We start from the raw sequence: 23,065 nt of genomic DNA, 5'->3' as shown, positions 1-23,065 counted from the left end.
GTCGGCGTTCAACAGCGGATCCAGATTCTTCAGCACGTTGTCTCCTCCATATCCTGGTTGGCGTGCAGTGTGTCCAATACTCGTCTGACCAACTAGCGCTCAGTCTCCATACGGCACCCAGATATTCTTGACCTGTACCGCCTGGCGCAGAAACGGCAGGCCTTCGCTCGAACGGTCGAACCAGTCGAACTGGCGGCCGTAATCGGTGAAAGTACGTTTCAGGTTACCAATCGACTCGCGCTCGACCAGCGTCGAATCGCTCGCGCTGCCGAAGCACCACAGTGCATCGACGTCGTTATGGCGAGCGAGCGCCGGCAGAAGCGCGCCGCGCTCGCCGGTGACAATGTTCAGCGCGCCGCCGGGCACGTCCGACGTTTCGGCTACCTGATAAAAATCGGTGATCGTGAGTGGACACGCCTCGCCTGGCAGCACCACGACGCGATTGCCCATCGCCAACGCCGGCGCCACCAGCGATACGAAACCGAGCAGCGGCGCCTCGTCCGGACAGGCAATGCCGATCACGCCCAGCGGCTCATGCATCGCCAGCGCGACGCCGCGCAGCGGCGGCGTATGCACGGCGCCGTCGAACTTGTCGGCCCAGGCTGCGTACGTGAACAGCCGCGCCACCGAGGCCTCGACCTCCGCGTGCGCCGCCGCTTCCGTCACACCGGTTCTTGCCACCAGTTGCCGGGCGAATTCGTCCGCTCGCACGGCGAGGTTTTCCGCGATGTAGAAGAGCACCTGGGCGCGGTTATGCGTGCTCGCCTGCGACCATTTATGCGCCGCGCGCGCCGCTTCCACCGCGTTGCGAATGTCCTTGCGATTGCCCTCGCCCACTTCGCCCACCGGCGTGCCGTCCGGCGCGTAGACCGGCCGCGAATAGCCGCTGTCCGGGCGCACCTGCTTGCCGCCGATGAAGAGCTTGGCCGTCCGGTCGATCGCCGTGAGGTTCGGCGCCGGGTCATGCCTGCCGGCGCCCGCCGCAGCCTGCGCCGGCTGACGGGCGGCAAGCTTGAGCCAGGCGCGCGGCTTCAGATACTCGTAGATGCCCTCACGTCCGCCTTCGCGTCCGTAGCCCGATTCACGGTAGCCGCCAAAGCCGACCGCGGCATCGAACAGGTTCGTCGCATTGATCCATACGACCCCGCATGCGAGGCGCGGCGCGATATCGAGCGCGCGGCCGATGGTCTCGCTCCAGACGCTGGCGGCGAGCCCGTAGCGCGAATTGTTGGCGAGCGCGATGGCTTCGTCCGGCGTGCGAAAGCTCATGGCGACCAGCACCGGGCCGAAGATCTCTTCCTGCGCGAGCGTGGAAGCCGGCGCCACGCCGGTCACCAGCGTCGGCGGATAGAAGCAGCCCTGCGTGGGCACGGCGGCGTCCGGCGCCTGCCAGATCGCGCAGCCCTCACGCCGCCCTGCTTCGACCAGCGACTGGATGCGCTCGAGCTGCACCGGATCGACAATCGCGCCGAGATCGATGCTCTTGTCGAGCGACGAGCCGATCCGCAGCGTCTCCATACGCCGCTTCAGCTTGGCAATGAAGCGTGCTTCGATGCCTTCCTGCACGAGCAGGCGCGAACCCGCGCAGCAGACCTGCCCCTGGTTGAACCAGATCGCGTCGACCACGCCTTCCACGGCGCCGTCCAGATCCGCATCGTCGAACACGATGAACGGCGACTTGCCGCCGAGTTCGAGCGTGAGCGATTTACCCGAGCCGGCGGTGGCCGCGCGGATCGCTTTACCTACTTCGGTGGAGCCCGTGAAGGCGATCTTGTCCACCTGCGGGTGATCGACCAGCGCGGCGCCGGTGCGGCCGTCGCCGGTGACGACGTTCAGCACGCCCGCAGGCAGCCCTGCCCGATGCGCGAGTTCGGCGAACAACAGCGACGTCAGCGGCGTGTATTCAGCCGGCTTCAGCACGACGCAGTTACCCATTGCGAGCGCCGGCGCAATCTTCCACGACAGCATCAGCAACGGGAAATTCCACGGCACGATCTGGCCGATCACGCCGAGCGGCGCGTAAGCGGCAAACTCGCTGTCCTGCAACTGTGCCCAGCCCGCGTGATGCAGGAAGTGCCGCGCGACCAGCGGCACGTCGATGTCGCGGGTTTCGCGGATCGGCTTGCCGTTATCCAGTGCTTCGAGCACGGCGAACAGCCGGCTGTGACGCTGCACCATGCGCGACAGCGCATACAGATGACGCGCACGCCCAGCGCCGCCCAGCGCGAGCCAGCCAGGTTGCGCGGCGCGCGCCGCGGCGACAGCCGCATCGACATCGGCGGCATCGCCCTGGGCGATCTCGGCCAGCGCCTCGCCGCTGGCGGGCGCGTTCGACGCAAAGCGCTCACCCGCTGACGGCTCGTGCCACGCACCGCCGATGAAATGCCCGAAGCGCGCCTCATGCTGCGCGAGCCAGGCACGCGCGGGCTGATCGTCCTCGGGTGCGGGACCGTACTCCATCGAAGAAAAATACTCGGCTACGCTCATGGGATCGATCTTGTGTTCAGGCTACAGGGTGACGGTTGAAAGCGGAGTACTGGCCGCTCACGTGATGTTCGAGCTGGCGTTCGATGTCGGCCAGCAGGCTCGATGCGCCGATGCGGAACAGCTCCGGCTCGAGCCAGGGGCGGCCGAGCTCCTCCTTCATCAGGATCTGATACGACAGCACGGACTTCGCGCTCGAGACGCCGCCTGCCGGTTTGAAGCCGATCGGCACGCCGGTTCGGTCCTGGTATTCGCGGATCATCCGCACCATCACGAGCGACACGTCGAGCGTCGCGTTGACACCCTCCTTGCCGGTCGACGTCTTGATGAAATCGGCGCCGGCCATCATGCAGACCATCGAGGCGCGCGCCACGTTGGAGAGCGTGCGGATGTCGCCGGTCGCGAGAATCGCCTTCAGATGCGCGGGACCGCATGCGGCGCGAAACTCGCGCACTTCGTCGTAAAGCGCCTGCCAGTTGCCGGTGAGCACATATTCGCGGGTCACCACGATATCGATTTCCATCGCACCGTCCGCCACCGACGCCTCGATCTCCTTCAGCTTCAGCGGATGCGGAATCAGGCCAGCGGGAAAACCCGTCGACACCGCCGCGACCGGAATGCCGCTGCCGTGCAGCGCGTCGACCGCCGCCGCGACGAAACGGTGGTAGACGCACACCGCGCCCGTGGTGATTCCGTGCGACGCGATCCCGAGTGCTTCGAGAATGTCCGCACGCACCGGCTGGCGCGCTTTCGCGCACAGGCGGCGCACGCGGCCTTCGGTGTCGTCGCCGTTCAGGGTGGTGAGGTCGATGCAGGTCACGGCCTTCAGCAACCAGGCCGCCTGCGCGTCTTTCTTGACCGTGCGCCGCGTGGCAAGCGTTGCCGTGCGCCGCTCGACCGCGGACTGATTGACGCGCAGGCCATCCAGCCATGACGCGTCGAACGGGACGCCCGGATTGCGCACCGGATGGATGAGCGGTGCGCCGCGCAATGCGACGACCGAAGAAGACAGAGAAGGGGCTTCAGGCATGAGACATCCGTAAATTTGATGCAAAGCACAACGACAACGGACAGGCTGTTCTCAGCTATGCTACAACGATTGATAGAATCATAACAAGCCTTGCGACCGAATCTTCACATTCGCGTATCCCCAGGCCTTGTTATGGGCCCAAATGTTATTGACGCACCATAACCGTGGTGCGAAGATCACAATACGGTCGACACTGGCCGCATCAAACCAAGAAGAGAATTTCGTCACATCGACGGAAGGAGACATGCCAGATGAGTGAGCCGGTTGCGGTCGCGGCCGCATCGTCGCCTCAGGTTCCATTGATCCGTGTTGCGGGCGTCGCCAAACGATTTGGCGGCGTACAGGCGCTGCGCGGCGTCAACCTCGAAGTGTTGCCTGGTGAAGTTCACGCCTTGCTCGGCGAGAACGGCGCCGGCAAATCCACCCTGATCAAGATACTGAGCGGCGTCCACGCTTATGACGAAGGCGTCATCGAAATCGCCGGCCAGCGCGTGGCATTCGATTCGCCGGCGCAATCGCGCGACGCGGGCGTGGCAGTCGTCTATCAGGACCTGAGTCTGGTCGAGTCGCTCTCAGTCGGCGCCAACCTGATGCTGGGACGCGAGCCTCGCACGCGTTTCGGCTTTGTGAAGAACCGCCAGTTGATGGCATCCGTCAGCGACTTTCTTCGTTCGCATGGCATTCCACTCGATCCGCGTGTGCCGGTCGGCTCCCTGCCCTTTGCATACCGGCAAATGACCGAGATCTGCAAGGCCTTGATGGGCGACGTGCGCGTGTTGATTCTCGACGAGCCGACCTCGGCGCTGACCGGTGGCGAGGAACAGATTCTGTTCGACGCGATTCGCGCGGTGACGGATCGCGGCGTGGGCGTGATCTATGTGACGCACCGGCTGAACGAGGTATTTCGTATTTCACAGCGCGTCACGGTATTACGTGACGGTGCCAACGCCGGCATGTTCTCGACTGCGGATACCGACATGAAGCAACTGGTCGCGGCCATCGTCGGTCCTGGCCACGCGGCGCTTCATGCGCGGGAGCAAACCGCGGTGGGTGGCGCAAGCAGCGTGGCGGCGAACGCCCGGCAAGCAACTGCCGTGACCGGGTCGGCCTCTACGCCGGTCCTCGCAATGTCCAGCGTCAGTAACGACCGTCTCCACGCAGTCGATCTCACGGTTCGCCGTGGCGAGATTCACGGGCTGGCCGGCTTGATCGGCAGTGGACGCACCGAAATTCTGCAAACCATTTTTGGACTGCGAGCGGTCGAAAGCGGCGCAGTCATGGTCGACGGCCAATTGCACACGCGCGTGACGCCTGCCGCGGCCATCAAGCTCGGTATTGCACTGGTGCCGGAAGATCGCCATCTGGAAGGACTGGTTCTCGATCATTCGATCGAGCGCAACCTGACCTTGCCGCGACTGCCGCATTTTTCGCGGTGGGGCTGGCTGCGCAGCCAGGCGGCTGTCCAGCAGGCGAAACGCGCCATGAAGGAACTGGCCGTCAAGGCACCGGGCTCGTCCACGTCAGTCAAGTTTCTCTCAGGCGGCAATCAGCAGAAAGTCGTGTTCGCCAAATGGAATCATCCACGGCCCCGGCTCCTGCTGCTCGACGAACCGACCGTTGGCGTCGACGTCGGCGCGCGCGAAGAAATCTATGGCGTGGTTCATGACGCGGCCCAGGCCGGCACCGGCGTGCTGGTCGTGTCATCGGATCTCGACGAACTCCTGCGGCTGTGCGACCGGATTTCGATCGTCGCCGATGGCCGCGTCATCAAGACAGTCGAGCGTGCCGATCTCGGCAATGCCGAATCGCTTCATCACCTGATTCAACTTTCCCGCGCTTCCACTGAGCCCGTAACATGAACGACTCCGTCTCGCCGCTCGCGACCGAACGCCAGGGCAGCGCTCCCCAGCGCAGCCGCGCGCGGCGCCTCGCACAACTTCTGCTGCAAGGCGACCGGCCGTATGCGCTCTACGTTGCCTTCGCGATCCTGCTGGTGGTGTTCAGCTTCGCGACGCCGTGGTTCCTCTCGATCGACAACTTCCTGAATATCGGCCGGCAGACCGCGCTCGTCTCCATCGTCGCGATCGGCATGACCTTTGTGATCATCGCGCGGCAGATCGATCTCTCGGTGGGATCGACACTGGCCTTGTCCGGCATGTCCGCGGCGCTCGCCATGACTTACGTCGGCGATAACTGGCTGATCGGCGCGCTTGCCGGGATCGGCACCGGCGCGATCGTCGGCGCGATCAACGGCGTGGTGACCACGCGGCTGAACATTCCGTCGTTTCTGGTCACGCTCGGCACGCTGAGCGCCGCGCGCGGGCTGGCCCTGCTCGTCACCACCACGCGGCCCGAGATCATCACCAACGACAGCTTTATCTCCATCTTCGGCGAAGGCGATATTTTTGGCGTGCCGGTGCCGATCATCTGGACGGTGCTGGTCGTGATCGGCGGCATTCTGCTGCTGCACTACAGCGTGTTTGGCCGGCAGATCTACGCGGCCGGCGGCAATCCGACCGCCGCGCTCTATTCCGGCATCAACATTCGCCGCGTGACCACCCTGGCCTTCATCCTGACCGGCGCGCTGGCGGGCCTCGCCGCGCTGGTGCTCGCCGCGCGCTCGCATGCGGCGCGACCCGACGTCGTGCAGGGGCTCGAGCTCGATGTGATCGCTTCCGTGACGCTTGGCGGCTGCAGTCTGTTCGGCGGCCGCGGCTTCGTGCTCGGCACGCTGCTCGGCAGCCTGATCATCGGCACGCTCAACAACGGGCTGGTGCTGCTCGGGGTGAGCTCATCGCTGCAGCTTGTCATCAAGGGCGCCATCATCGTCGCCGCAGTCGCGTTTACGAAGAAATGACGGAGCACGTCGATCACGCGTGAAATCCGGAACCCGCGCAACGTGCCCGCGCGGTTCCATCGCCAGCAGCAGACGTAACACAGACATGAAGACCAACGGAGGAGACTCATGAAACATCGTCGTGGCTCAAGCAGGGTTCTGGCCGGCGTCATGGCGGCCGCGGCCGTCGCAGCGCTGGCATCGTCGGGCGCCGGCGCGCAATGCGTGACCAGTCTGCCGGCCGGCTCGATCGGACCGAAAAACATTGTCGGCCAGGGACCGAACGGGGAAAAAGCCGCCTCGGTCGAAGCCGTACAACTGAGCGCCGCCGACGCGGCCAAGGTCAAGGCGGGCAAATTCAAGGTCGGCATTTCGATGCAGACGATGAATCTCGACTGGTCGCAACTTCAGGTGCAGGGCATTACCGACACGCTGAAGAAGTACGGCGTGGAAGTGATCGGCACGGCTTCCGCCGAATACCAGGTCGACAAGCAGATCGCGGACATCGAAAACACGATCCAGCGCCATCCTGACGGGATTATCTCGATCCCGGTCGACGGCACGGCGACGGCCGCGACCTACAAGAAAGTGTCCGCCGCGGGTATCAAGCTCGTGTTCATGGACAATGTGCCGACTGGACTCAAGCATCCGGAACAATACGCGTCGATGATTTCAGCCGACAGTGAAGGCAACGGCCAGATCGCCGCGAAGGTGCTCGCCTCGTGCGTGCCGCAGGGCGCGACCATCGGCCTCGTCAACTTCGGCGTCGATTACTTCAGCACCAAGGAGCGCACCAAGGCGGTCAACGACTGGATGAAGAAAAACCGCCCCGATCTGAAGATCAAGCAGGTCGATTTCACCGATCCGTCGAAGGTCGGGCAGATTGCCGGTGACTTCCTCACCGGCAATCCTGACGTGAAGGGCCTCTTCGCGGTATGGGATCAACCGGCGCTCGACACGCTGACCTCGATGCGCGCGCAAGGCGTGAATATCCCGGTTACGACCGTCGATCTGGGCCTGCAGTCCGCAATCGAAATTGCCAAAGGCGGGCCACTGAAGGCCACCGGTTCACAACGCCCGTACGATCAGGGTGTGGCCGAGGCGATGGCGATGATGAAGGCGCTGATTGGCCAGACGCCGCCGGCGTGGATTGGCGTGCAGTCGTTGCCGGTGACCCAGGCCACCGTGCTCGAAGCCTACAAGACCGTGTTCAAGAAAGACCCGCCGCCGCAACTCGCGGATGCGTGCAAGAAAGCCAAGCCAGCCTGCGGCTGAGCCTCAGGCTGAGGCAAACCCCGGAGATCCGGACGAGGTGCCCGCATTCCCGCGGTGCTTCGTCCGCGACACTCAGGCCCACTCCTTCTTCCTCAATCGCGGCCGCTCCCGCGCGGCTCGCACGCCATCCCGCCGGACGCGCGCATAGCGTCGCCGGCCGCCTTTTCACCCCCCATTTACCGCGAGAATGTCCGGCTTTGTCCGCTTCGGGCGCGGCACAAGGCAAAATACGGGTTTTGCGCGGCGCAACCGCGCCGCAAGCCCGGATGATTCAGACCTCGGCGGCATGCCTGCCGCCGACCCTCGCAAAGACGCATGGCGACGGCCCGCAGGGCCCGTTGCGTGCGGCGCAGCCAGGACAGCTCGTCCTTTAACAGAGCCCTCAGGAGCATTTATGACCGATTCAAACCCGTCCTTCCTCGGCAGGATTTCCCTTGCCGTCGGCACCTTTTTCAGGATTCTCGGCGACGGCGAGTTCGCCGCCGGGGTGCTGCGTCTGCGTAACGGCAGCGGTGCCGTCAATGTGGCGCCCGCACCGGCCCCGGCACCGGCCCCGGCACCGGCTCCAAAGCCGCCCGCCCCGACGCTCAAGGAAGCCAGCCCCGACGCCGCGCTGCAGTTGCTCGGCCTGCTGCAACGCGACGCGCGCTTCATCGATTTCGTCGAAGAAGACATCAAGGCTTATAGCGACGCCGACATCGGCGCGGCCGCCCGCCTCGTGCACGACGGCTGCCGCGCGACGCTGCGCGAGCATTTCACGATCCGTCCGGTGCGCGACGAGGCCGAAGGCAGCCGCGTGACGCTCGCCGAGGGTTTCGACGCCACCGCCGTTCGCCTGACCGGCAACGTGGTCGGCAAGGCGCCGTTTAACGGCAGCATCAGCCATCGCGGCTGGCGCGTCGACGAGGTCCGGCTGCCCCGGCTGACGGACAGCCATAACGCCAAGGTCATCGCCCCGGCGGAGGTGGAACTATGAGCGACGCACGCGAATCACGCTATTCGATCGGTATCGATCTGGGCACGACGCATTGCGCGCTGTCCTACGTGGACTGCACGGCCAGCGACGGCGAGAAAACCGCCCAGGGCGTGCTGCCGGTCGCGCAACTCACCGGCCCCGGCGCGATCGACAACCTCGATCTGCTGCCCTCGTTTCTCTACCTGCCGCATCCGGACGAACTCGCTTCCGGCGACCTGTACCTGCCGTGGACCGGCCAGCGTGAATTCGCGGTGGGCGAATTCGCGCGCAGCCGCGGCGCGGCCACGCCGATCCGGCTCGTCTCCAGCGCCAAGAGCTGGCTGTGTCATCCGGGTGTCGACCGGCGCGCGGCGATTCTGCCCAACGACGCGCCGCCTGAAGTCGCGCGCGTCTCGCCGCTCGAAAGCTCGGTGCGCTATCTGACGCATCTGCGCGAAGCGTGGGACCACGCCCATCCGGATGCGCCGTTCAGCCAGCAGGACATCACGGTCACGATTCCGGCCTCGTTCGATCCGGCCGCGCGCGAGCTGACCGCCGAAGCCGCCGAGGCGGCCGGCTATGGCCGCATGACGCTGCTCGAAGAACCGCAGGCCGCACTGTATAGCTGGATCCAGAAGAGCACCGGCAACTGGCGCAAGCAGGTCAAGGTCGGCGACATCATCCTCGTGGTCGATGTCGGCGGCGGCACGACCGACCTCTCGCTGATCGCCGTGATCGAACGCGAAGGCAACCTCGAACTGCATCGGGTTGCGGTGGGCGAACACATTCTGCTCGGCGGCGACAACATGGACCTGGCGCTCGCCCACGTGGTGGCGCGCAAGCTCGCCGCGCAGGGTACCCAGGCCGACGCGTGGCAACTGCGCGCCCTCACCTACGCCTGCCGCTCGGCCAAGGAAACGCTCCTCAGCGACCCCGCAACCGACACCGTGCCGCTCGTCGTGCCGAGCCGCGGTTCGAAGCTGATCGGCGGGTCGATCCGCACCGAACTGACGCGCGCCGAGTTGACCCAGACGATCCTTGAAGGCTTCTTCCCGCAAGTGGAAAGCGCGGCGCGTCCGGTGAGCCGCGCGCGGGTCGGTCTGACGCAACTCGGCCTGCCGTATGCGCAGGACGCCGGCATCACGCGGCATCTGGCGGCTTTTCTCGGCCGTCAGGTGGGCGCGCTCGCCGAACTGGAAGGTCTGCGGGACATGGTCAAGGAAGGCGCGAGCTTCCTGCATCCCACCGCGGTGCTCTTTAACGGCGGCGTATTCAAGTCGCCGCTGCTGGTGGAGCGCATCATGGGCACGCTCAATGGCTGGCTGTCAGCTGAAGGCGCGGCTGCGGCACGCCTGCTCGAAGGCGCCGACCTCGATCTCGCCGTCGCGCGTGGCGCGGCTTATTACGGCTACGTGCGGCGCGGCAAGGGCGTGCGCATTCGCGGCGGTACCGCGCGTGCGTACTACATCGCCATCGAATCGGCGATGCCCGCCGTGCCAGGCCTCGAGCCGCCGGTGAGCGCGCTGTGCGTCGCGCCGTTCGGCATGGAGGAAGGCACCGATGCGGCGTTGCCCGCGCAGGAGTTCGGCCTCGTGGTCGGCGAGCCGGTGCACTTCCGCTTCTTCGGTTCGTCGGTGCGCCGCCAGGACCAGGTCGGCACGCTGCTCGATTTCTGGGGTCCCGAGGAATTGCAGGAACTCGACGAAATCCAGGCGACGCTGCCGGCCGCCGGCCGAACCGCCGGTGAAGTCGTGCCGGTGAAACTGCATGCACGCGTGACCGAAGCCGGCACGCTCGAACTGGAAGCTATCCCGCGCGGGTCCGATGAGCGCTGGAAGGTCGAGTTCGACGTGCGCGGCAACGCCAATGCATGACTGAGATGAAGCGGTATAGCGTCGGTATCGATCTCGGCACCAGCAACACGGTGCTGGCTTATGCCGCGGCGGGCGGTCCCGCGGCGGCCCATGCCGCGGCGGGATCGCAGGAGATTCGCGTCTTCGAGATCGATCAGTTGGTGAGTCCCGGCGAAGTCGCGGCGCGCCCGCTGCTGCCGTCGGTGCGCTATCACGCGGCACCGGGCGAGTTGAGCGCGGGCGATCTCCAACTGCCGTGGCAGGCGACGGACCACGCTGCCGACGATCCCCTGGCGCCGCCGGTCGTAATCGGCCGGCTCGCGCGCGCGCTCGGCGGCCAGGTGCCCGGACGGCTGATAGCGAGCGCGAAGAGCTGGCTGTCGCACGCCTCAGTCGACCGGGGCGCGCCGATCCTGCCGTGGGGCGCCGCCGACGATGTTCGCAAGGTCTCGCCGGTCGAAGCCAGCGCGAGCTATCTTGCGCATGTGCGAGCGGCGTGGAACCAGCGCTTTCCGCAAGCGCTGCTCGAAGACCAGGACGTCGTGCTGACGGTGCCCGCGTCCTTCGATGAAGGCGCACGCGCGTTGACCGTGCAGGCGGCGCGTCTGGCCGGCTTGCCCGCATTGCGGCTGCTGGAAGAGCCGCAGGCCGCGTTCTATGACTGGCTGTTTCATCATCGCGAGCGTCTGCCCGCCGAACTGGCCGACACGCGGCTCGTGCTGATCTGCGACGTGGGCGGCGGCACGACCGACCTCACGCTGATCGAAGTGCGCATGCGTGACGGCGAGCCTGAACTGACGCGCATCGGCGTGGGCAATCATCTGATGCTCGGTGGCGACAACATGGACCTCGCGCTCGCCCATCTGGCCGAAGCGCGCCTGAGCGGCGGCGGCACCGAGCGGACGCGTCTGTCGGCCGCGAGCCTGTCGCAACTGGTCGAGCGCTGCCGTGGCGTGAAGGAACAACTGCTCGGCCCGCAAGCGCCGGACTCCGCGTCGATCACACTGCTCGGCGCCGGTTCGAAGCTGATCGGCGGCGCGCGCACGGCGCAGGTGACGCGCGACGAAGTCGAGCAGGTGATCGTGGATGGTTTTTTCCCGGCGGTGGCGTCGAACGAGCGGCCCGGAAGGCCGCGCGGCGCGATTGTCGAGTTCGGCCTGCCCTACGCCACCGATGCGGCCGTCACACGCCATATCGCCGCATTCCTGAGCCGTTTCGCGGCACAGTCGCGCAAGGCGTTGGGAGCATCCGCCGGTGACGATGAGGACAACGATGAAGCGGCCTTGCCGGTACCCGACACGCTGTTGCTGAACGGCGGCGTATTCCGTGCCGAGGCGTTGACGAAGCGCCTCGCCGGCACGTTGGGCACGTGGCGCGGCGCACCGCTGAAGGTGCTGCATAACGACAACCCCGACGTGGCCGTAGCCCGCGGCGCGGTTGCCTATGCGCTCGCGCGCAGTGGCCGGGCGCCGAAAATCGGCGGCGGCTCGCCGCGCAGCTACTTTCTCGTGGTGGACGATCCCGCTGCTGCCACCGGTAATGGCGGGCCGAGTCCCCGCGGTATCTGTCTGCTGCCGCGCGGCACGGAAGAAGGCCACGAAATTCTCATCAAGGACCGCACGTTCGCGCTGCGCCTTGGGCATCCGGTGCGCTTCCACCTGGTCTCGTCGAGCGCGGACACGGTCTATCAACCCGGCGAACTGGCCGACCTCGCGGGCGGCGACTTTATCCGCCTGCCGCCGATCGCGACGATCGTGGAACCGCGTGGCGCGAGCAGCGCGCGCGATACGCCGGTGCAGATCGCCACGTCGCTCACGGAAGTCGGCACGCTCGACGTGCATTGCATCGAGCTCGACAATCCGGCCCAGCGCTGGCTGCTCGAATTCCAGTTGCGTGGTGAAAGCGCGCAGGTGAACCTGTCGGCCGATCCGGCGCAGACCCGCCATCCCGCGCTTGACGAAGCGATCGAGCAGATCGATCGCAGCTTCGGTTCGCGCGCGCAAAACGTCGGTCCGAAGGAAGTCAAACGGCTGCGCTCGCAACTCGAACAACTTCTGGGGCCACGCGAGAGCTGGAACAGCGCGTTGCTGCGCGAGCTGTTCGGTGCGCTCTGGGAGCGCGCCCGCCGCCGGCGCCGCTCGGCGGATCACGAGCGGCTCTGGCTGAATCTCGCGGGCTATTGCGTGCGGCCCGGCTTTGGTTATCCGCTCGACGAATGGCGCGTCGAACAACTTTGGTCGCTGTTCGACGACGGCATCCAGTATGTCAACGAAGGCCAGGTCTGGTCGGAATGGTGGACGCTCTGGCGCCGCGCCGCGGGCGGCCTCGACGAAAGCGCGCAGCTGCGTGTGCTCGATGCGATGGCGTATCTGCAGACGGCCGCTCAATCGCGCCATAAATTGCCGTTCGACGTGTCGAAGACTGGCTTCACCGACATGGTCCGCCTGAGCGCATCGCTCGAACGCATTCCTGTCGAGCGCAAGATCGAGCTGGGTGAATCGGTGCTCACGCGTCTGCAGAAGCCGGCAGAAAACCATCAAAGCTGGTGGGCGGTGGGGCGTATTGGCGCACGGCGGCCGTTCTACGGCAGCGCACATGGTGTGGTGCCGGCTGAGGTCGCCGGGCAGTGGTTGAAGACGATTCTTGCGCTCGACTGGAAGAAGGTCGATCCCGCTGCTTTCGCTGCTGTGCAGATTGCCCGCATGACGGGCGACCGGTCGCGGGATCTGGCTCACGATGTTCGCCACGCGGTCGTGCGGAGGCTTGAGGCGGCTGGGTCGCCGCGGGCATGGGTTGCTATGGTGAGTGAGGTTGTTGAGCTTGATAATGCCGATGAAGGACGGGTGTTTGGGGAGTCGCTGCCCGCGGGGTTGAAGCTTATCAGTGGGTGAATTGCCTGTGGCGCTGGGGTTTTCCTGGTTCTGGCTTTTTGGGCCTTTCCTTGCTTTGTTATTGGTCTATTAGCGTCGCCCCTGTGCGGGGCAGCACCTACTTTTCTTTGCCGCCGCAAAGAAAAGTAGGCAAAAGAAAGCGGCTCAAACCGCTAACTTTTAAGTGGGTCCCCTGGCTTGGAGGGGCTGGTGGTCCGACTAACGGATCACACCTCGGTCGGTAACCGTCAGTGACACAGCCGTCATTCGCTCCCACTCCGCACTGCGTGCGTCGCGGACGGGTCTGCCAGGGAAACCGGGTGCTTCGTTTGCGCGTAGCGGGGGCCATCGGCTTCGCCTCGGCGAGGCGCCGGAAATATCGAGTGTTTTTGAAGTGCCGGTGCACTGGCACCGCGTTGCGGGTCACGCCACTGGTTTGATGAAGCACCGCCCCGGCGCGCGCAGCGCCGCCGGTAGCATGACGGCCTGGTCACTCAGGCCAGAAGGTGCGCAGGCCCAATCTCTACGGAGCCACGATCCCCTCCAAGCCAGGGGACCCGCTTAAGAACTAGCGGTGTAAAGCCGCTTTCTTTTGCCTACTTTTCTTTGCGGCCGGCAAAGAAAAGTAGGTGCCCCCCCGCACAGGGGGAACGCTAATAAACCAGCAAGAAAACAAGGAAAGGCCAAAAAAGCCAGAACCAAATAATGCCGCCGCCAAAGGCAAAAAAACTATATCAAGGCCTCTCCCCTCGCGCCAAGCGAGCCTCAATCTCATACACCACGGGCATCAGGTCCGCCACACTATCAATCACATAATGCGCTCCGGCGTCCCGCAGCTTCTGCACAGCGACCTTGCGCCGCCAGGCAAACTCATCCGGCGCTAGCGCCTTAACCTCATCTTCGGCCATGCCAAAAGCATTCCCGCTCACGGCAACGCCCACCGCCCACGTCCCACCGTTAATCCCTTCCTCGATCCCGACTTCCGTATCGTCGACCTTGATCGCATCCTTCGCGCGCCACACGCCCAGTTCGGGCAAGGTCTTGTAGATCATATAAGGCGACGGCCGCCCTTCCACCGTGTCACCCGTACACACGATACTGTCCGGCGAAAACCCCTGCGCCGCCGCCCCCGGCACAATCTCGGCCATGATCTCGCGCGTGTAGCCGGTCGTCGTGCCGATCCGGATATCATCGCCGCGCAGCGCACTCGCCACCTCGGCCACGCCAGGAATCACGGAGCTATAGCTCGCCGCCACCGCAATGTTCTTCGGCACGAATACGTCATACACCGCGTCGATATCCGCTTCGCCGGGCACGTGCCCGTACTTGTCCGCCCATGCCTGCGATACGCGCGGCAAAGCCATCAGCGCGGCAATGTGCGGACGCTTGGCCATGCCCATCGGGCCACGCGCTTCGTCGATCGTGATCGATACGCCAAACTGCTCGAACGTCTCCACAAACGCGCCCATCGGCGCCAGCGAACCATAATCGACCACCGTGCCGGCCCAGTCGAAAATCACTGCTTTTACGTGTTTCATTTACTTCGATCCTCAGGAACTTCCACAGCACGCGCGACATGCCGCGCGTTCGTATGACTGCTACTCGACCCACTCATCATCCATGCGCCGGCCCGCGCGCGAGGCGCCCGGGCTGCCTGCTTTACGCGGCTTCTGCCAACGCCTTGCGTTCTTCGATCGCGCGTTGCGGCGGCGCGGCGTGTTCGACGCCCAGCGCCTGCAGCGAGCGCGCGCATGCCTCAACCACGCGGCGCATCACGTGGGCATCCACCTGCCCGATGCAACCGATGCGGAAACTGTCCACCACCGTCAACTTGCCCGGATAGATGATGAATCCCTGCTGTTTCATCAGCTCATAGAAACGCTCGAATTTGAATGACGGGTGCGCCGGCGCGAAAAACGTCACGATGATCGGCGAGCGCCAGCGCTCGTTCAGCAATGGCTCGAAACCGAGTTCGTGCATGCCGGCAACCAGCACATCGCGATTGTTTGCATAACGCGCGAGCCGCCCGGCCTGTCCGCCTTCGAGTTTATGCAGACGCAACGCCTCGATAAACGCGGCAACCGTATGCGTCGGCGGCGTAAAGCGCCACTGGCCGGTGCGGTTCATCACGTCCCATTGGTCGTACACGTCGAGACTCAGCGAATGGCTGCGCCCCTTGGCGTCCTGAAGCGCGCTCTTGCGCGCGATCACAAAGCCGAAACCCGGCACGCCCTCGATGCACTTGTTCGCCGACGACACGAAGGCCTCGCACGGCACCTCGCTCACGTCGAGCGGCACCGCACCGAACGCGCTCATCGAGTCGATCAGCAGCTTGCGGCCCTTCTTCGCGGTGGCCGCGGCAATTTCTTCAATCGGATTGAGAATCCCCGAACTGGTCTCGCAATGCACCGCAACCACGTGCGTGATGCGCGGATCGGCGTCCAGCATGCGCTCGACTTCCGCGCCACGCGGCGGCAGGTAGTCGCCCTTGTCGAGCACGGTGCAGGCCCGCCCGAGATAGCCCAGCGTGGTGGCAATGCGTTTGCCATAGGCGCCGTTGGCCAGCACCAACGCGTGGCCGTCGCGCGGAATCAGACTGCCGAGCATCGCCTCGACGCAGTAGCTGCCGCTGCCCTGCAGCGGCACGCAGTCGTATTCGCCCGCGGTGTCGCCGGCAATGTCCAGCAGACTGCGGCGCAACTGCGCGGTCATCGCGCGGAAATCGCCGTCCCACGACCCCCAGTCGCGCAGCATCGCTTCCTTGGTCGAGAACGCGGTGGTGAGCGGGCCAGGCGTCAGCAGATACGGCTCGCCCCTGGCTGGCGCGGCGCACGTGACGGCGCCAGGCACTGTGGAGACTGCTGAAGAACTGTCGATCGCGCTTTCCATTTCGGAATCTCCGATATCGCTGTTTCGGTGCTTCACACAGTACCGAAACGCGGGGCATCGGTAAAATCGATATAATCGATGCAGGTATCGTAAAAACTTATCACCCGGTGAGGCACACGTGCAATACGCGCAATTGCGGGCGTTTCATGCGGTCGCGGAACATGGCGGTTTTTCGAGAGCCGCGCAGGCGCTGTCGCTCACGCAGCCGGCCATCTCCGACCACGTGCGGCGGCTCGAACAGGATTACGGCGTGAAGCTGTTCGAGCGCGGGCCGCGCGGCGTCGAAACTACCGAGCTGGGCTTGCGCCTCTTCAGTGTGACGCGGCAGATGCTCAGTTGCGAGCGCGACGCGCGGCAGTTGCTCGAATCGGCGGGTGGGCTGGAGTCCGGCTCGCTCTCGCTGGTCGCGGATGCGCCCGATCTCGCGGTCGCGCTGATCGGCGCATTTCGCAAGCTGCATCCGGGCATCGTGGTGACGCTGTCGATCGCCAATGCCGCGGACTGCATGCAGCGTGTGCTGTCGAGCGCGGTCGACGCCGCGATTACAGCGGCGCCGCAAGTGCACAGCCGGCTGGAAGCGCGGGTGCTGCGCCGCGATCCGCTGGTGGCGATGGTGCCGGTGAGCTATCCGGTCGCCAAAAAACGCAAGCTGACCTACGCGGAACTCGTGCAGCAGCCAATGATTTTCCGCGAGCCGCAGTCGGTCACCCAGCAGTTGCTGGAAATCGAACTGGTACGCGAGTCGTTGCAGGTCGAACCGGTCATGTACGTGGATGGCCGCGAGGCGCTGGAAGAAGCCGTCGCGCAAGGCATGGGGGTGGGCGTGATCGCGCGCGCCGAATTCAATGAATCGCGCCGGATCAGAATGATTCCGTTGCAAGATTGCCAGGTGCAGATGATCGAATCGCTGACGCGGCTCGCCGAACGGCCGGGTTCGAATCTGCTCGATGCGTTGTTTGCCGTTCAGCTGGCTGGCGCAACGGCTGTTACTGCTGAATAAACTGAAAGCCGCCACACAGGTTTCGCGTGGCGGCTTTCAGGTGGTCTTTATACGGCGCGTACGCGCTTAACGCGATCCGCCGCTCGCGATCAGGCTTTCGCCGGTCATCCAGCGCGAGTCGTCGGAGGCGAGGAATACCGCGACGTCGGCGATATCGTCGGGCTGGCCGATGCGGCCGAGCGGCGTCGTGCTGACGGCCCACGTTTCGAAATCGGAGCCCATAATCCCGGCGCTATGCGTGCCTTCGGTTGCGACCATACCAGGATTGACCGAGTTGACGCGAATCTTGCGCGGTCCCAGTTCACGTGCGAGCACGCCCGTAATGCCATCCACCGCGCCTTTGGTGGCGGTATAGACCGCGCTGCCCGGCGGCGTGATGCGGCTGACAACCGAGCTGACATTGACGATGCTGCCGCCCTCGCCCAGATGCTTCACGGCCGCCTGCGTGACCAGTAGCAGACCGAGTACATTCACATTGAAGTGCTTATGGAAATGCTCCTCGGTGATCTCTTCGATCGGCGCGAATTCATACACGCCCGAATTGTTGACGAGGATGTCGAGGCGGCCATATGTTTCGACCGCCGTATCGATGATGCCCTGCGCGTCCGCTGCTTTCGACACGTCGCCCGCAACGGCGACAGCCTTGCCGCCCGCCGCGGTGATGGCGGCGACCACGTCTTCCGCGCCAGCCTTGCTGGATGCGTAGTTCACCACCACCGAGGCGCCCTGCGCGGCCAGCGCTCTCGCGATCGCCGCGCCGATGCCTTTCGATGCGCCTGTTACAACAGCAACTTTACCTGTGAGCTTGCTCATGATCGTATCCTTTGGATTGGGTTAGCGCCGATGAAGCCGGAGATGCAGTAGCGCTGTCACAGGACACAATGTAGGCAGGTACGCCCCACGAATAAAGCGGCTGCGGACGAATAGATACGTCGGATGAGCCGAACAATCGGGAAGCGCCGCGCTACTGCCGGCGCACATAGCGGTGAATCGCGCGGCTGCGCCCCTTACTGCGACTCCCGACTGTACTCCCGACAGGCAACGCCGATCATCTCAGGTCGCGCATATCATCGCGCCGACGCAAACCCGCCGAAGAACGATTGCGCGTTCGCATCGAGCGTTTCAAGGTGGTAGCCCCCTTCCTGCACGATCAGCGTCGGCAGTGTCAGCGCGCCGATCTGACTGCCGAGTTTGCCGAAACCTTCGGTCGTGACGGCCACCATCGATTGCGGATCGTCCTTGTAGATGTCGAAGCCGAGTGCCACGACCAGTGCGTCCGGCTGAAAGCGCTTGACGACGCGCAGTGCTGCGTCGAGTTGCTCGAAGAACACCGCTTCCGACGAGCCGTGCGGCATCGGCAGATTGACGTTGTAACCCGCGCCGTTCGCGACACCGCGCTCGTCTTCGAAGCCGGCCACCACCGGATAGAAGTTCGTCGGATCGCCGTGAATCGACACGTACAGCACATCGTCGCGACCGTAAAAAATCTCCTGAATGCCCTGGCCGTGATGCATGTCGGTATCGAGAATCGCGACGCGTCCATATTTTTTGCGCAGCGCCTGCGCCGCGACCGCCGCGTTATTCAGGTAACAGAAGCCGCCCGCCGCCTCGGCGCGTGCATGATGGCCTGGCGGGCGGCACAGCGCGTAGGCCTCGCCCACGCCGCCGAGAATCGCATGCGCGCCGGCAAGCGCGCTTTGCGCGGACCAATAGGCCGATTCGTATGTGTGGGCGCCGACCGGACAGCTTCCGTCGGCGAGGTAACGCGCGGCTTGTGCGAGCACACCACGCAACGGATTGTTTTCGCGGATGTACACATTCGACATCACCTCGTCGCCCCATTCCGCGGGCATCTTCTTCCACTCGCGATGCGCTTCTTCCAGGAAGCGAAGATAGTTCATGCCATGCACTTCGGCGAGCGGCGCGGCGCCGAAGTCAGCGGGTTCCCGCAAGTCGAAACCCAGCTTCTTCGCGGCTTCGACAAGGCGCATTGCGCGTTCCGGGACTTCCTGCGGCGAGCGCATCTGGCCACGCGACAGATAGCTGCGCGGGTGGTGTTTCAACTGTGCGGGATGGAAAAATGTCTGCATGTTCGGGTTCCTCAACTTCAGGCGTAGACCGGCGCGGCCACCTTGGCGCGTGCCAGCACCGCATTGATCAACACGTTCGCACCGGCGGTCACGTCGCCGGGCAGCGCGTCTTCGGCTTCGTTGTGCGACAGGCCGTCGACGCAGGGGATAAATACCATCGCGGTCGGCACGTGCCTTGCCAGATGAATCGCGTCATGTCCCGCGCCGCTGACGATCCGCTCGTAGGCATAGCCGAGCTGCTGCGTGGCCTGCTCGACGAGCGCCACACAACTGGCATCGAATGGCGTGGCGGGGCTCTTCCAGCAGGTCGAGATCGCTGTGTTCAGACCACGCTGCGCGGCGACGCGCTCGAATGCCACGCGCACATCCTGCTCCATCGCGTCGATCTGTGCGTCGTCGGGATGGCGCAGATCGACGGTGAACGCCACCTTCGCGGCGATCGTATTGCGCGACGAATTCGGCACCTCGACCTGACCGATCGTGACCAGACCCAACGGCGCATACCGCTGCGAGATCGCTTCGAGTTCGAGCGCCATCGCCGAGGCGCCGAAAAACGCGTCTTTCCGATAAGGCATCGGCGTGGTGCCCGCATGCGCCGCGACGCCGTTCACTTCGACATCGAGCCAGCGGATCGCCTGACCGCCGGTGACGACGCCAATCGGATGTCCGTGGCTTTCGAGAATCGGCCCCTGTTCGATATGTGCTTCGAAATAGGCCTCGACCTCGTTCACGTCGAGATGACGGACCCTTTCATAACCGCAGGTTGCAAGTGCCTCAGCGAGTGTCACGCCCTGCGCGTCTTGCGTAGCCAACGCGGCTTGTAAAGGCGTCGCGCCGACGAACACGGCGGAGCCGAGCATCGCCGGTGTGAAACGTGCGCCCTCTTCGTTGGTCCACGAGACGATTTCGATTGGGTGATGCGTCTGGATGTTCTGATCGTTCAGACTCCGAATCACTTCCAGCGCGGCCAGCACACCGTAGACGCCGTCAAAACGGCCGCCTTCCGGTTGCGTGTCGAGGTGGCTGCCGATCAGAACCGGCTTCGCGTCCGCACTCGTTCCCTCACGGCGCGCAAACAGATTGCCGACTTCATCGGTATGCACCGTCATGCCAGCCTGCATGCACCAGCTGGAAAACAGCTCACGCCCGCGGCGATCGTCTTCACTCAGCGCCAGGCGCCGTACGCCACCACGCGCGGTCGCGCCCACTTGCGCCATCTCCATCAAACTCGCCCACAGGCGCTTTCCGTCCACTTTCAACATCTTGATTCCCTTTTCGATTCAGCGTGCGGGCAGCGCTTCGGGCGCATCGGCGCGACGATGTTTCAACGCGTCCAAAGCGACGATGCACGACAGCGAAATACCCGCGAGACAGGTGTAGAACACGGCGAGCGGCCACCATTGCCCGGCGAATTTGTGCGCGAGCCACGTGCCCGCGAGCGGCGTCAGACCGCCGGCAATCGCGCCGCACACCTGATACGACAGCGAGATCGCGGAATAGCGCACGCGCACCGGAAACACCCCGCTGACAAAGCCGGCGATCACCGAATAGAAGCTCGCCATGCACACCACGGCAAGCGCGATGCCGATGATCATCGACAGCCGGTTGCCGCTTTGTACAAGCGTAAACATCGGATAAGGCGAAAGCATCGCGGCAAACGCAGCCAGCTTCAGGAAGCGCGCCCCGCCGAACTTTTCGGCGAGCCACGCGGCCAACGGCTGCGACAGGAACTGGATGATGGCGACCGCGAACAGGCAATCCAGAATGAGCGATTTCGATACGCCGACGTTTTGCGTCGTGTACGAAATCATGAACGTGTTGGTGAAATACACGCCCGCGATGCCGATGGTGTTCGCGCCAATGCACAGCGCCACCAGCGCGCCGGACGAGCGAAACACTTCGGCAATCGGCAATTCGACGGTGCGCTTCGCTTCTTTCTCACGTTGAAACTCCGGCGATTCGTTCACGCCGAGGCGAATGAAGATGCCCACCGCGAGCAACACCGCGCTCGCCAGAAACGGCAGGCGCCAGCCATAGGCAATGAAGTCGTCATGCGGCATCGACGTGACCGCGCGAAACGCGATCAGCGAGAGGATCAGGCCAGCCGGGCTGCCGAGTTGCGCGAACGAGGCGAAGAACGTGCGCCGCCCTTGCGGCGCATGCTCGCCGGCCATCAGCACCGCACCGCCCCATTCGCCGCCCACCGCCACGCCCTGCACGACGCGCAGCAACACCAGCAGCACCGGCGCCAGCATGCCGACCTTCGTATAAGCCGGCAGCAGACCGACGCACACGGTCGCCACCCCCATCATCATCAGCGTGGTCATCAGCGCTTTCTTGCGGCCGATGCGATCGCCCAGGTGGCCGAAGATCACGCCACCGAGCGGACGCGCGAAAAAGCCGACCGCGAAGGTCGCGAACGAGGCCATCGTGCTGACAAACGGATCGTGCGACGGAAAGTACAACTCACCGAACACCAGCGCCGCGGCGGTTGCATAGATGTAGAAGTCATACCACTCGATCATCGTGCCGATGAAAGCGGCGCTTGCCGCTCGTACAGGCTGACGGGTGGTCGGGGTTGAAGCATTCATGGTGGCTCCTCGCTTGCCGTTCCGGATATCGGGGCATCTTGTGAGGTGTTTTATCGCCAGCCATAAAACATTAGTCAAATTTCGGTTTATTATCTCCACTATAAATCTGGCTAATACCTAACACGCACTACTCACACTACTGCCCCCCCAATGACCCAACTGCGCGCGGACGTAACGCGTTTTCTGAACGACCGGCTCGACTGGAACCTGCTGCGCACCTTCCTTGTGATCATGCAGGAGCGCAGCGTCAGCCGTGCCGCGGCCCGTCTGCATCTCACGCAGCCCGCGGTCAGCCAGGCGCTCAAGCGCCTCGAAGACACGCTCGGGCGCACGCTGATCCAGCGGCGCGGGCCACATTTCGAGCCGACCCGCGCGGGCGAAGAGGTGTACCGGATCGCCAGCGATATTTACGGCCACATGTCGCGGCTGGAGACCGAACTCGACGACCGCAGCGACGACATTACCGGCTCGATCCGTCTGCTGACGGTGAGTCGCATCGATTCCGGCGTCTACGATGAATTCCTTGCGGAATTCCACAAGACCTATCCGCGTGTCGATCTGCATATCGAAGTGATGCGCTCGTCGGACATCATTTCGTCGTTGCTGCAGAAAACGGCCACCGCCGGTCTGGGCCTATGCCGCACACCCGTCGACAAACTCGAGCAGCGCTGTTTTCTGCGCCAACGGTATGCGCTGTTTTGCGGGCGGCATCACCGGCTGTTCGGACGGCATGCACTGTCGATCGAGCAACTGCTCGCGGAGAATTTCGTGTCGTTCACCAGCGACCAGATCGGCGACAGCCTCTCGCCGCTCACCGTGTTTCGCGATCAGCGCGGCTTCACCGGGCGGATTGTCGCGGCCTCACCGAGCCTCGACGAAGTGCGGCGCCTGATTTTCGCCGGGTATGGCATTGGCTGCCTGCCGGAGCACATCGTGCGCGACGATCTCGCGCAGCAGCGCCTGTGGCGTTTGCCGCCCGAAGAGGGTCTGGTCGATGTCGATATCGATCTGCTGTGGCTGCGCGCGCGCAAAATGAACGCCGCGGAACAGGCCTTTCTGGACGGCATGGAGCGCACGATGCAACGCTACGCACTGCCCGAACGGCTTGCGCCCCGCTGAAAACAGTCAATCTGTAGCGCCGTTTTCAGCGTTTGCGCATCAGCGCAATCTGCATCGCCACGCTCGCCAGCAC

General features: G+C 64.4%; 16 protein-coding genes. 8 read left to right on the top strand and 8 right to left on the bottom strand.

Annotated elements, in window-relative coordinates; translation table 11 throughout:
* Nucleotides 1-99: 99 nt before the first annotated feature.
* Together PQR27_RS09515 and deoC are read right to left on the bottom strand one after the other, a co-directional pair.
* The gene (locus tag PQR27_RS09515; RefSeq protein ID WP_408523406.1) at nucleotides 100-2,487 is read right to left on the bottom strand and encodes an aldehyde dehydrogenase family protein; all 2,388 of its coding nucleotides are present in this window, start codon (nucleotides 2,485-2,487) and stop codon (nucleotides 100-102) included.
* A gap of 16 nt (nucleotides 2,488-2,503) precedes the next feature.
* Nucleotides 2,504-3,514 carry a deoxyribose-phosphate aldolase gene (gene deoC, locus PQR27_RS09510; protein ID WP_408523405.1) on the bottom strand — a complete coding sequence of 337 codons (1,011 nt, stop codon included), beginning with the start codon at nucleotides 3,512-3,514 and terminating at the stop codon, nucleotides 2,504-2,506.
* Between the two features lie 251 nt (nucleotides 3,515-3,765).
* Between deoC and PQR27_RS09505 the strand changes: the two genes are divergently transcribed.
* The 6 genes from PQR27_RS09505 (at nucleotide 3,766) to PQR27_RS09480 (ending at nucleotide 13,324) form a co-directional block, all read left to right on the top strand.
* Nucleotides 3,766-5,373, top strand: a complete 1,608-nt coding sequence (locus PQR27_RS09505; RefSeq protein WP_408523404.1) for a sugar ABC transporter ATP-binding protein — start codon at nucleotides 3,766-3,768, stop codon at nucleotides 5,371-5,373.
* A complete protein-coding gene (locus tag PQR27_RS09500) occupies nucleotides 5,370-6,371 on the top strand; it encodes an ABC transporter permease (protein ID WP_408523403.1) in 1,002 nt (333 codons plus the stop codon). Before PQR27_RS09505 ends, PQR27_RS09500 begins: the two co-directional genes overlap by 4 nt.
* A 108-nt stretch (nucleotides 6,372-6,479) precedes the next feature.
* Nucleotides 6,480-7,625 carry a substrate-binding domain-containing protein gene (locus PQR27_RS09495; RefSeq protein ID WP_408523402.1) on the top strand — a complete coding sequence of 382 codons (1,146 nt, stop codon included), beginning with the start codon at nucleotides 6,480-6,482 and terminating at the stop codon, nucleotides 7,623-7,625.
* Between the two features lie 394 nt (nucleotides 7,626-8,019).
* Nucleotides 8,020-8,601, top strand: a complete 582-nt coding sequence (locus tag PQR27_RS09490) for a DUF2760 domain-containing protein (protein ID WP_408523401.1) — start codon at nucleotides 8,020-8,022, stop codon at nucleotides 8,599-8,601.
* Nucleotides 8,598-10,454 carry an Hsp70 family protein gene (locus PQR27_RS09485; RefSeq protein WP_408523400.1) on the top strand — a complete coding sequence of 619 codons (1,857 nt, stop codon included), beginning with the start codon at nucleotides 8,598-8,600 and terminating at the stop codon, nucleotides 10,452-10,454. Before PQR27_RS09490 ends, PQR27_RS09485 begins: the two co-directional genes overlap by 4 nt.
* The gene (locus PQR27_RS09480) at nucleotides 10,451-13,324 is read left to right on the top strand and encodes an Hsp70 family protein (protein ID WP_408523399.1); all 2,874 of its coding nucleotides are present in this window, start codon (nucleotides 10,451-10,453) and stop codon (nucleotides 13,322-13,324) included. Before PQR27_RS09485 ends, PQR27_RS09480 begins: the two co-directional genes overlap by 4 nt.
* A 713-nt stretch (nucleotides 13,325-14,037) precedes the next feature.
* Here PQR27_RS09480 and phnX read toward each other — a convergent pair.
* Nucleotides 14,038-14,841 (bottom strand): phosphonoacetaldehyde hydrolase, encoded by an 804-nt coding sequence (gene phnX, locus PQR27_RS09475; RefSeq protein ID WP_408523398.1) that lies wholly within the window; start codon nucleotides 14,839-14,841, stop codon nucleotides 14,038-14,040.
* Nucleotides 14,842-14,962: 121 nt separating this feature from the next.
* Nucleotides 14,963-16,192, bottom strand: coding sequence for a 2-aminoethylphosphonate--pyruvate transaminase (locus PQR27_RS09470; RefSeq protein ID WP_408523397.1), 1,230 nt, complete (start codon nucleotides 16,190-16,192; stop codon nucleotides 14,963-14,965).
* 118 nt (nucleotides 16,193-16,310) lie between these two features.
* Between PQR27_RS09470 and PQR27_RS09465 the strand changes: the two genes are divergently transcribed.
* Nucleotides 16,311-17,192: a LysR substrate-binding domain-containing protein gene (locus tag PQR27_RS09465; protein WP_408523396.1), complete on the top strand. Its 882-nt coding sequence runs from the start codon at nucleotides 16,311-16,313 to the stop codon at nucleotides 17,190-17,192.
* A 66-nt stretch (nucleotides 17,193-17,258) separates the two neighbouring features.
* On the opposite strand, the gene PQR27_RS09460 is transcribed toward PQR27_RS09465, so the two are convergent.
* The 4 genes from PQR27_RS09460 to PQR27_RS09445 all read right to left on the bottom strand — a co-directional run bounded on the left by PQR27_RS09460 (nucleotide 17,259) and on the right by PQR27_RS09445 (nucleotide 21,873).
* Nucleotides 17,259-18,005, bottom strand: a complete 747-nt coding sequence (locus PQR27_RS09460; protein WP_408523395.1) for a glucose 1-dehydrogenase — start codon at nucleotides 18,003-18,005, stop codon at nucleotides 17,259-17,261.
* A gap of 254 nt (nucleotides 18,006-18,259) precedes the next feature.
* Entirely contained in the window at nucleotides 18,260-19,282 is a 1,023-nt protein-coding gene (locus PQR27_RS09455; protein WP_408523394.1) for a histone deacetylase family protein, read from the bottom strand.
* A 17-nt stretch (nucleotides 19,283-19,299) separates the two neighbouring features.
* Nucleotides 19,300-20,544, bottom strand: a complete 1,245-nt coding sequence (locus PQR27_RS09450; RefSeq protein ID WP_408523393.1) for a Zn-dependent hydrolase — start codon at nucleotides 20,542-20,544, stop codon at nucleotides 19,300-19,302.
* Between the two features lie 18 nt (nucleotides 20,545-20,562).
* Entirely contained in the window at nucleotides 20,563-21,873 is a 1,311-nt protein-coding gene (locus PQR27_RS09445) for an MFS transporter (protein ID WP_408523392.1), read from the bottom strand.
* 159 nt (nucleotides 21,874-22,032) lie between these two features.
* Between PQR27_RS09445 and PQR27_RS09440 the strand changes: the two genes are divergently transcribed.
* Nucleotides 22,033-22,992 carry a LysR family transcriptional regulator gene (locus PQR27_RS09440; RefSeq protein WP_408525448.1) on the top strand — a complete coding sequence of 320 codons (960 nt, stop codon included), beginning with the start codon at nucleotides 22,033-22,035 and terminating at the stop codon, nucleotides 22,990-22,992.
* Nucleotides 22,993-23,065: the final 73 nt, after the last annotated feature.

This window comes from Paraburkholderia fungorum (assembly GCF_046027215.1).
Taxonomy (GTDB): Bacteria; Pseudomonadota; Gammaproteobacteria; order Burkholderiales; family Burkholderiaceae; genus Paraburkholderia; species Paraburkholderia fungorum_D.
This window is presented reverse-complemented; position numbering and strand designations above follow the sequence as displayed.

What these genes read in the sequence shown, in the direction of transcription:
- PQR27_RS09515 (WP_408523406.1), bottom strand. Translation starts at nt 2,487, where the DNA reads ATGAGCGTAGCCGAGTATTTTTCTTCGATGGAGTACGGTCCCGCACCC.
- deoC (WP_408523405.1), bottom strand. Translation starts at nt 3,514, where the DNA reads ATGCCTGAAGCCCCTTCTCTGTCTTCTTCGGTCGTCGCATTGCGCGGC.
- PQR27_RS09505 (WP_408523404.1), top strand. Translation starts at nt 3,766, where the DNA reads ATGAGTGAGCCGGTTGCGGTCGCGGCCGCATCGTCGCCTCAGGTTCCA.
- PQR27_RS09500 (WP_408523403.1), top strand. Translation starts at nt 5,370, where the DNA reads ATGAACGACTCCGTCTCGCCGCTCGCGACCGAACGCCAGGGCAGCGCT.
- PQR27_RS09495 (WP_408523402.1), top strand. Translation starts at nt 6,480, where the DNA reads ATGAAACATCGTCGTGGCTCAAGCAGGGTTCTGGCCGGCGTCATGGCG.
- PQR27_RS09490 (WP_408523401.1), top strand. Translation starts at nt 8,020, where the DNA reads ATGACCGATTCAAACCCGTCCTTCCTCGGCAGGATTTCCCTTGCCGTC.
- PQR27_RS09485 (WP_408523400.1), top strand. Translation starts at nt 8,598, where the DNA reads ATGAGCGACGCACGCGAATCACGCTATTCGATCGGTATCGATCTGGGC.
- PQR27_RS09480 (WP_408523399.1), top strand. Translation starts at nt 10,451, where the DNA reads ATGACTGAGATGAAGCGGTATAGCGTCGGTATCGATCTCGGCACCAGC.
- phnX (WP_408523398.1), bottom strand. Translation starts at nt 14,841, where the DNA reads ATGAAACACGTAAAAGCAGTGATTTTCGACTGGGCCGGCACGGTGGTC.
- PQR27_RS09470 (WP_408523397.1), bottom strand. Translation starts at nt 16,192, where the DNA reads ATGGAAAGCGCGATCGACAGTTCTTCAGCAGTCTCCACAGTGCCTGGC.
- PQR27_RS09460 (WP_408523395.1), bottom strand. Translation starts at nt 18,005, where the DNA reads ATGAGCAAGCTCACAGGTAAAGTTGCTGTTGTAACAGGCGCATCGAAA.
- PQR27_RS09455 (WP_408523394.1), bottom strand. Translation starts at nt 19,282, where the DNA reads ATGCAGACATTTTTCCATCCCGCACAGTTGAAACACCACCCGCGCAGC.
- PQR27_RS09450 (WP_408523393.1), bottom strand. Translation starts at nt 20,544, where the DNA reads ATGTTGAAAGTGGACGGAAAGCGCCTGTGGGCGAGTTTGATGGAGATG.
- PQR27_RS09445 (WP_408523392.1), bottom strand. Translation starts at nt 21,873, where the DNA reads ATGAATGCTTCAACCCCGACCACCCGTCAGCCTGTACGAGCGGCAAGC.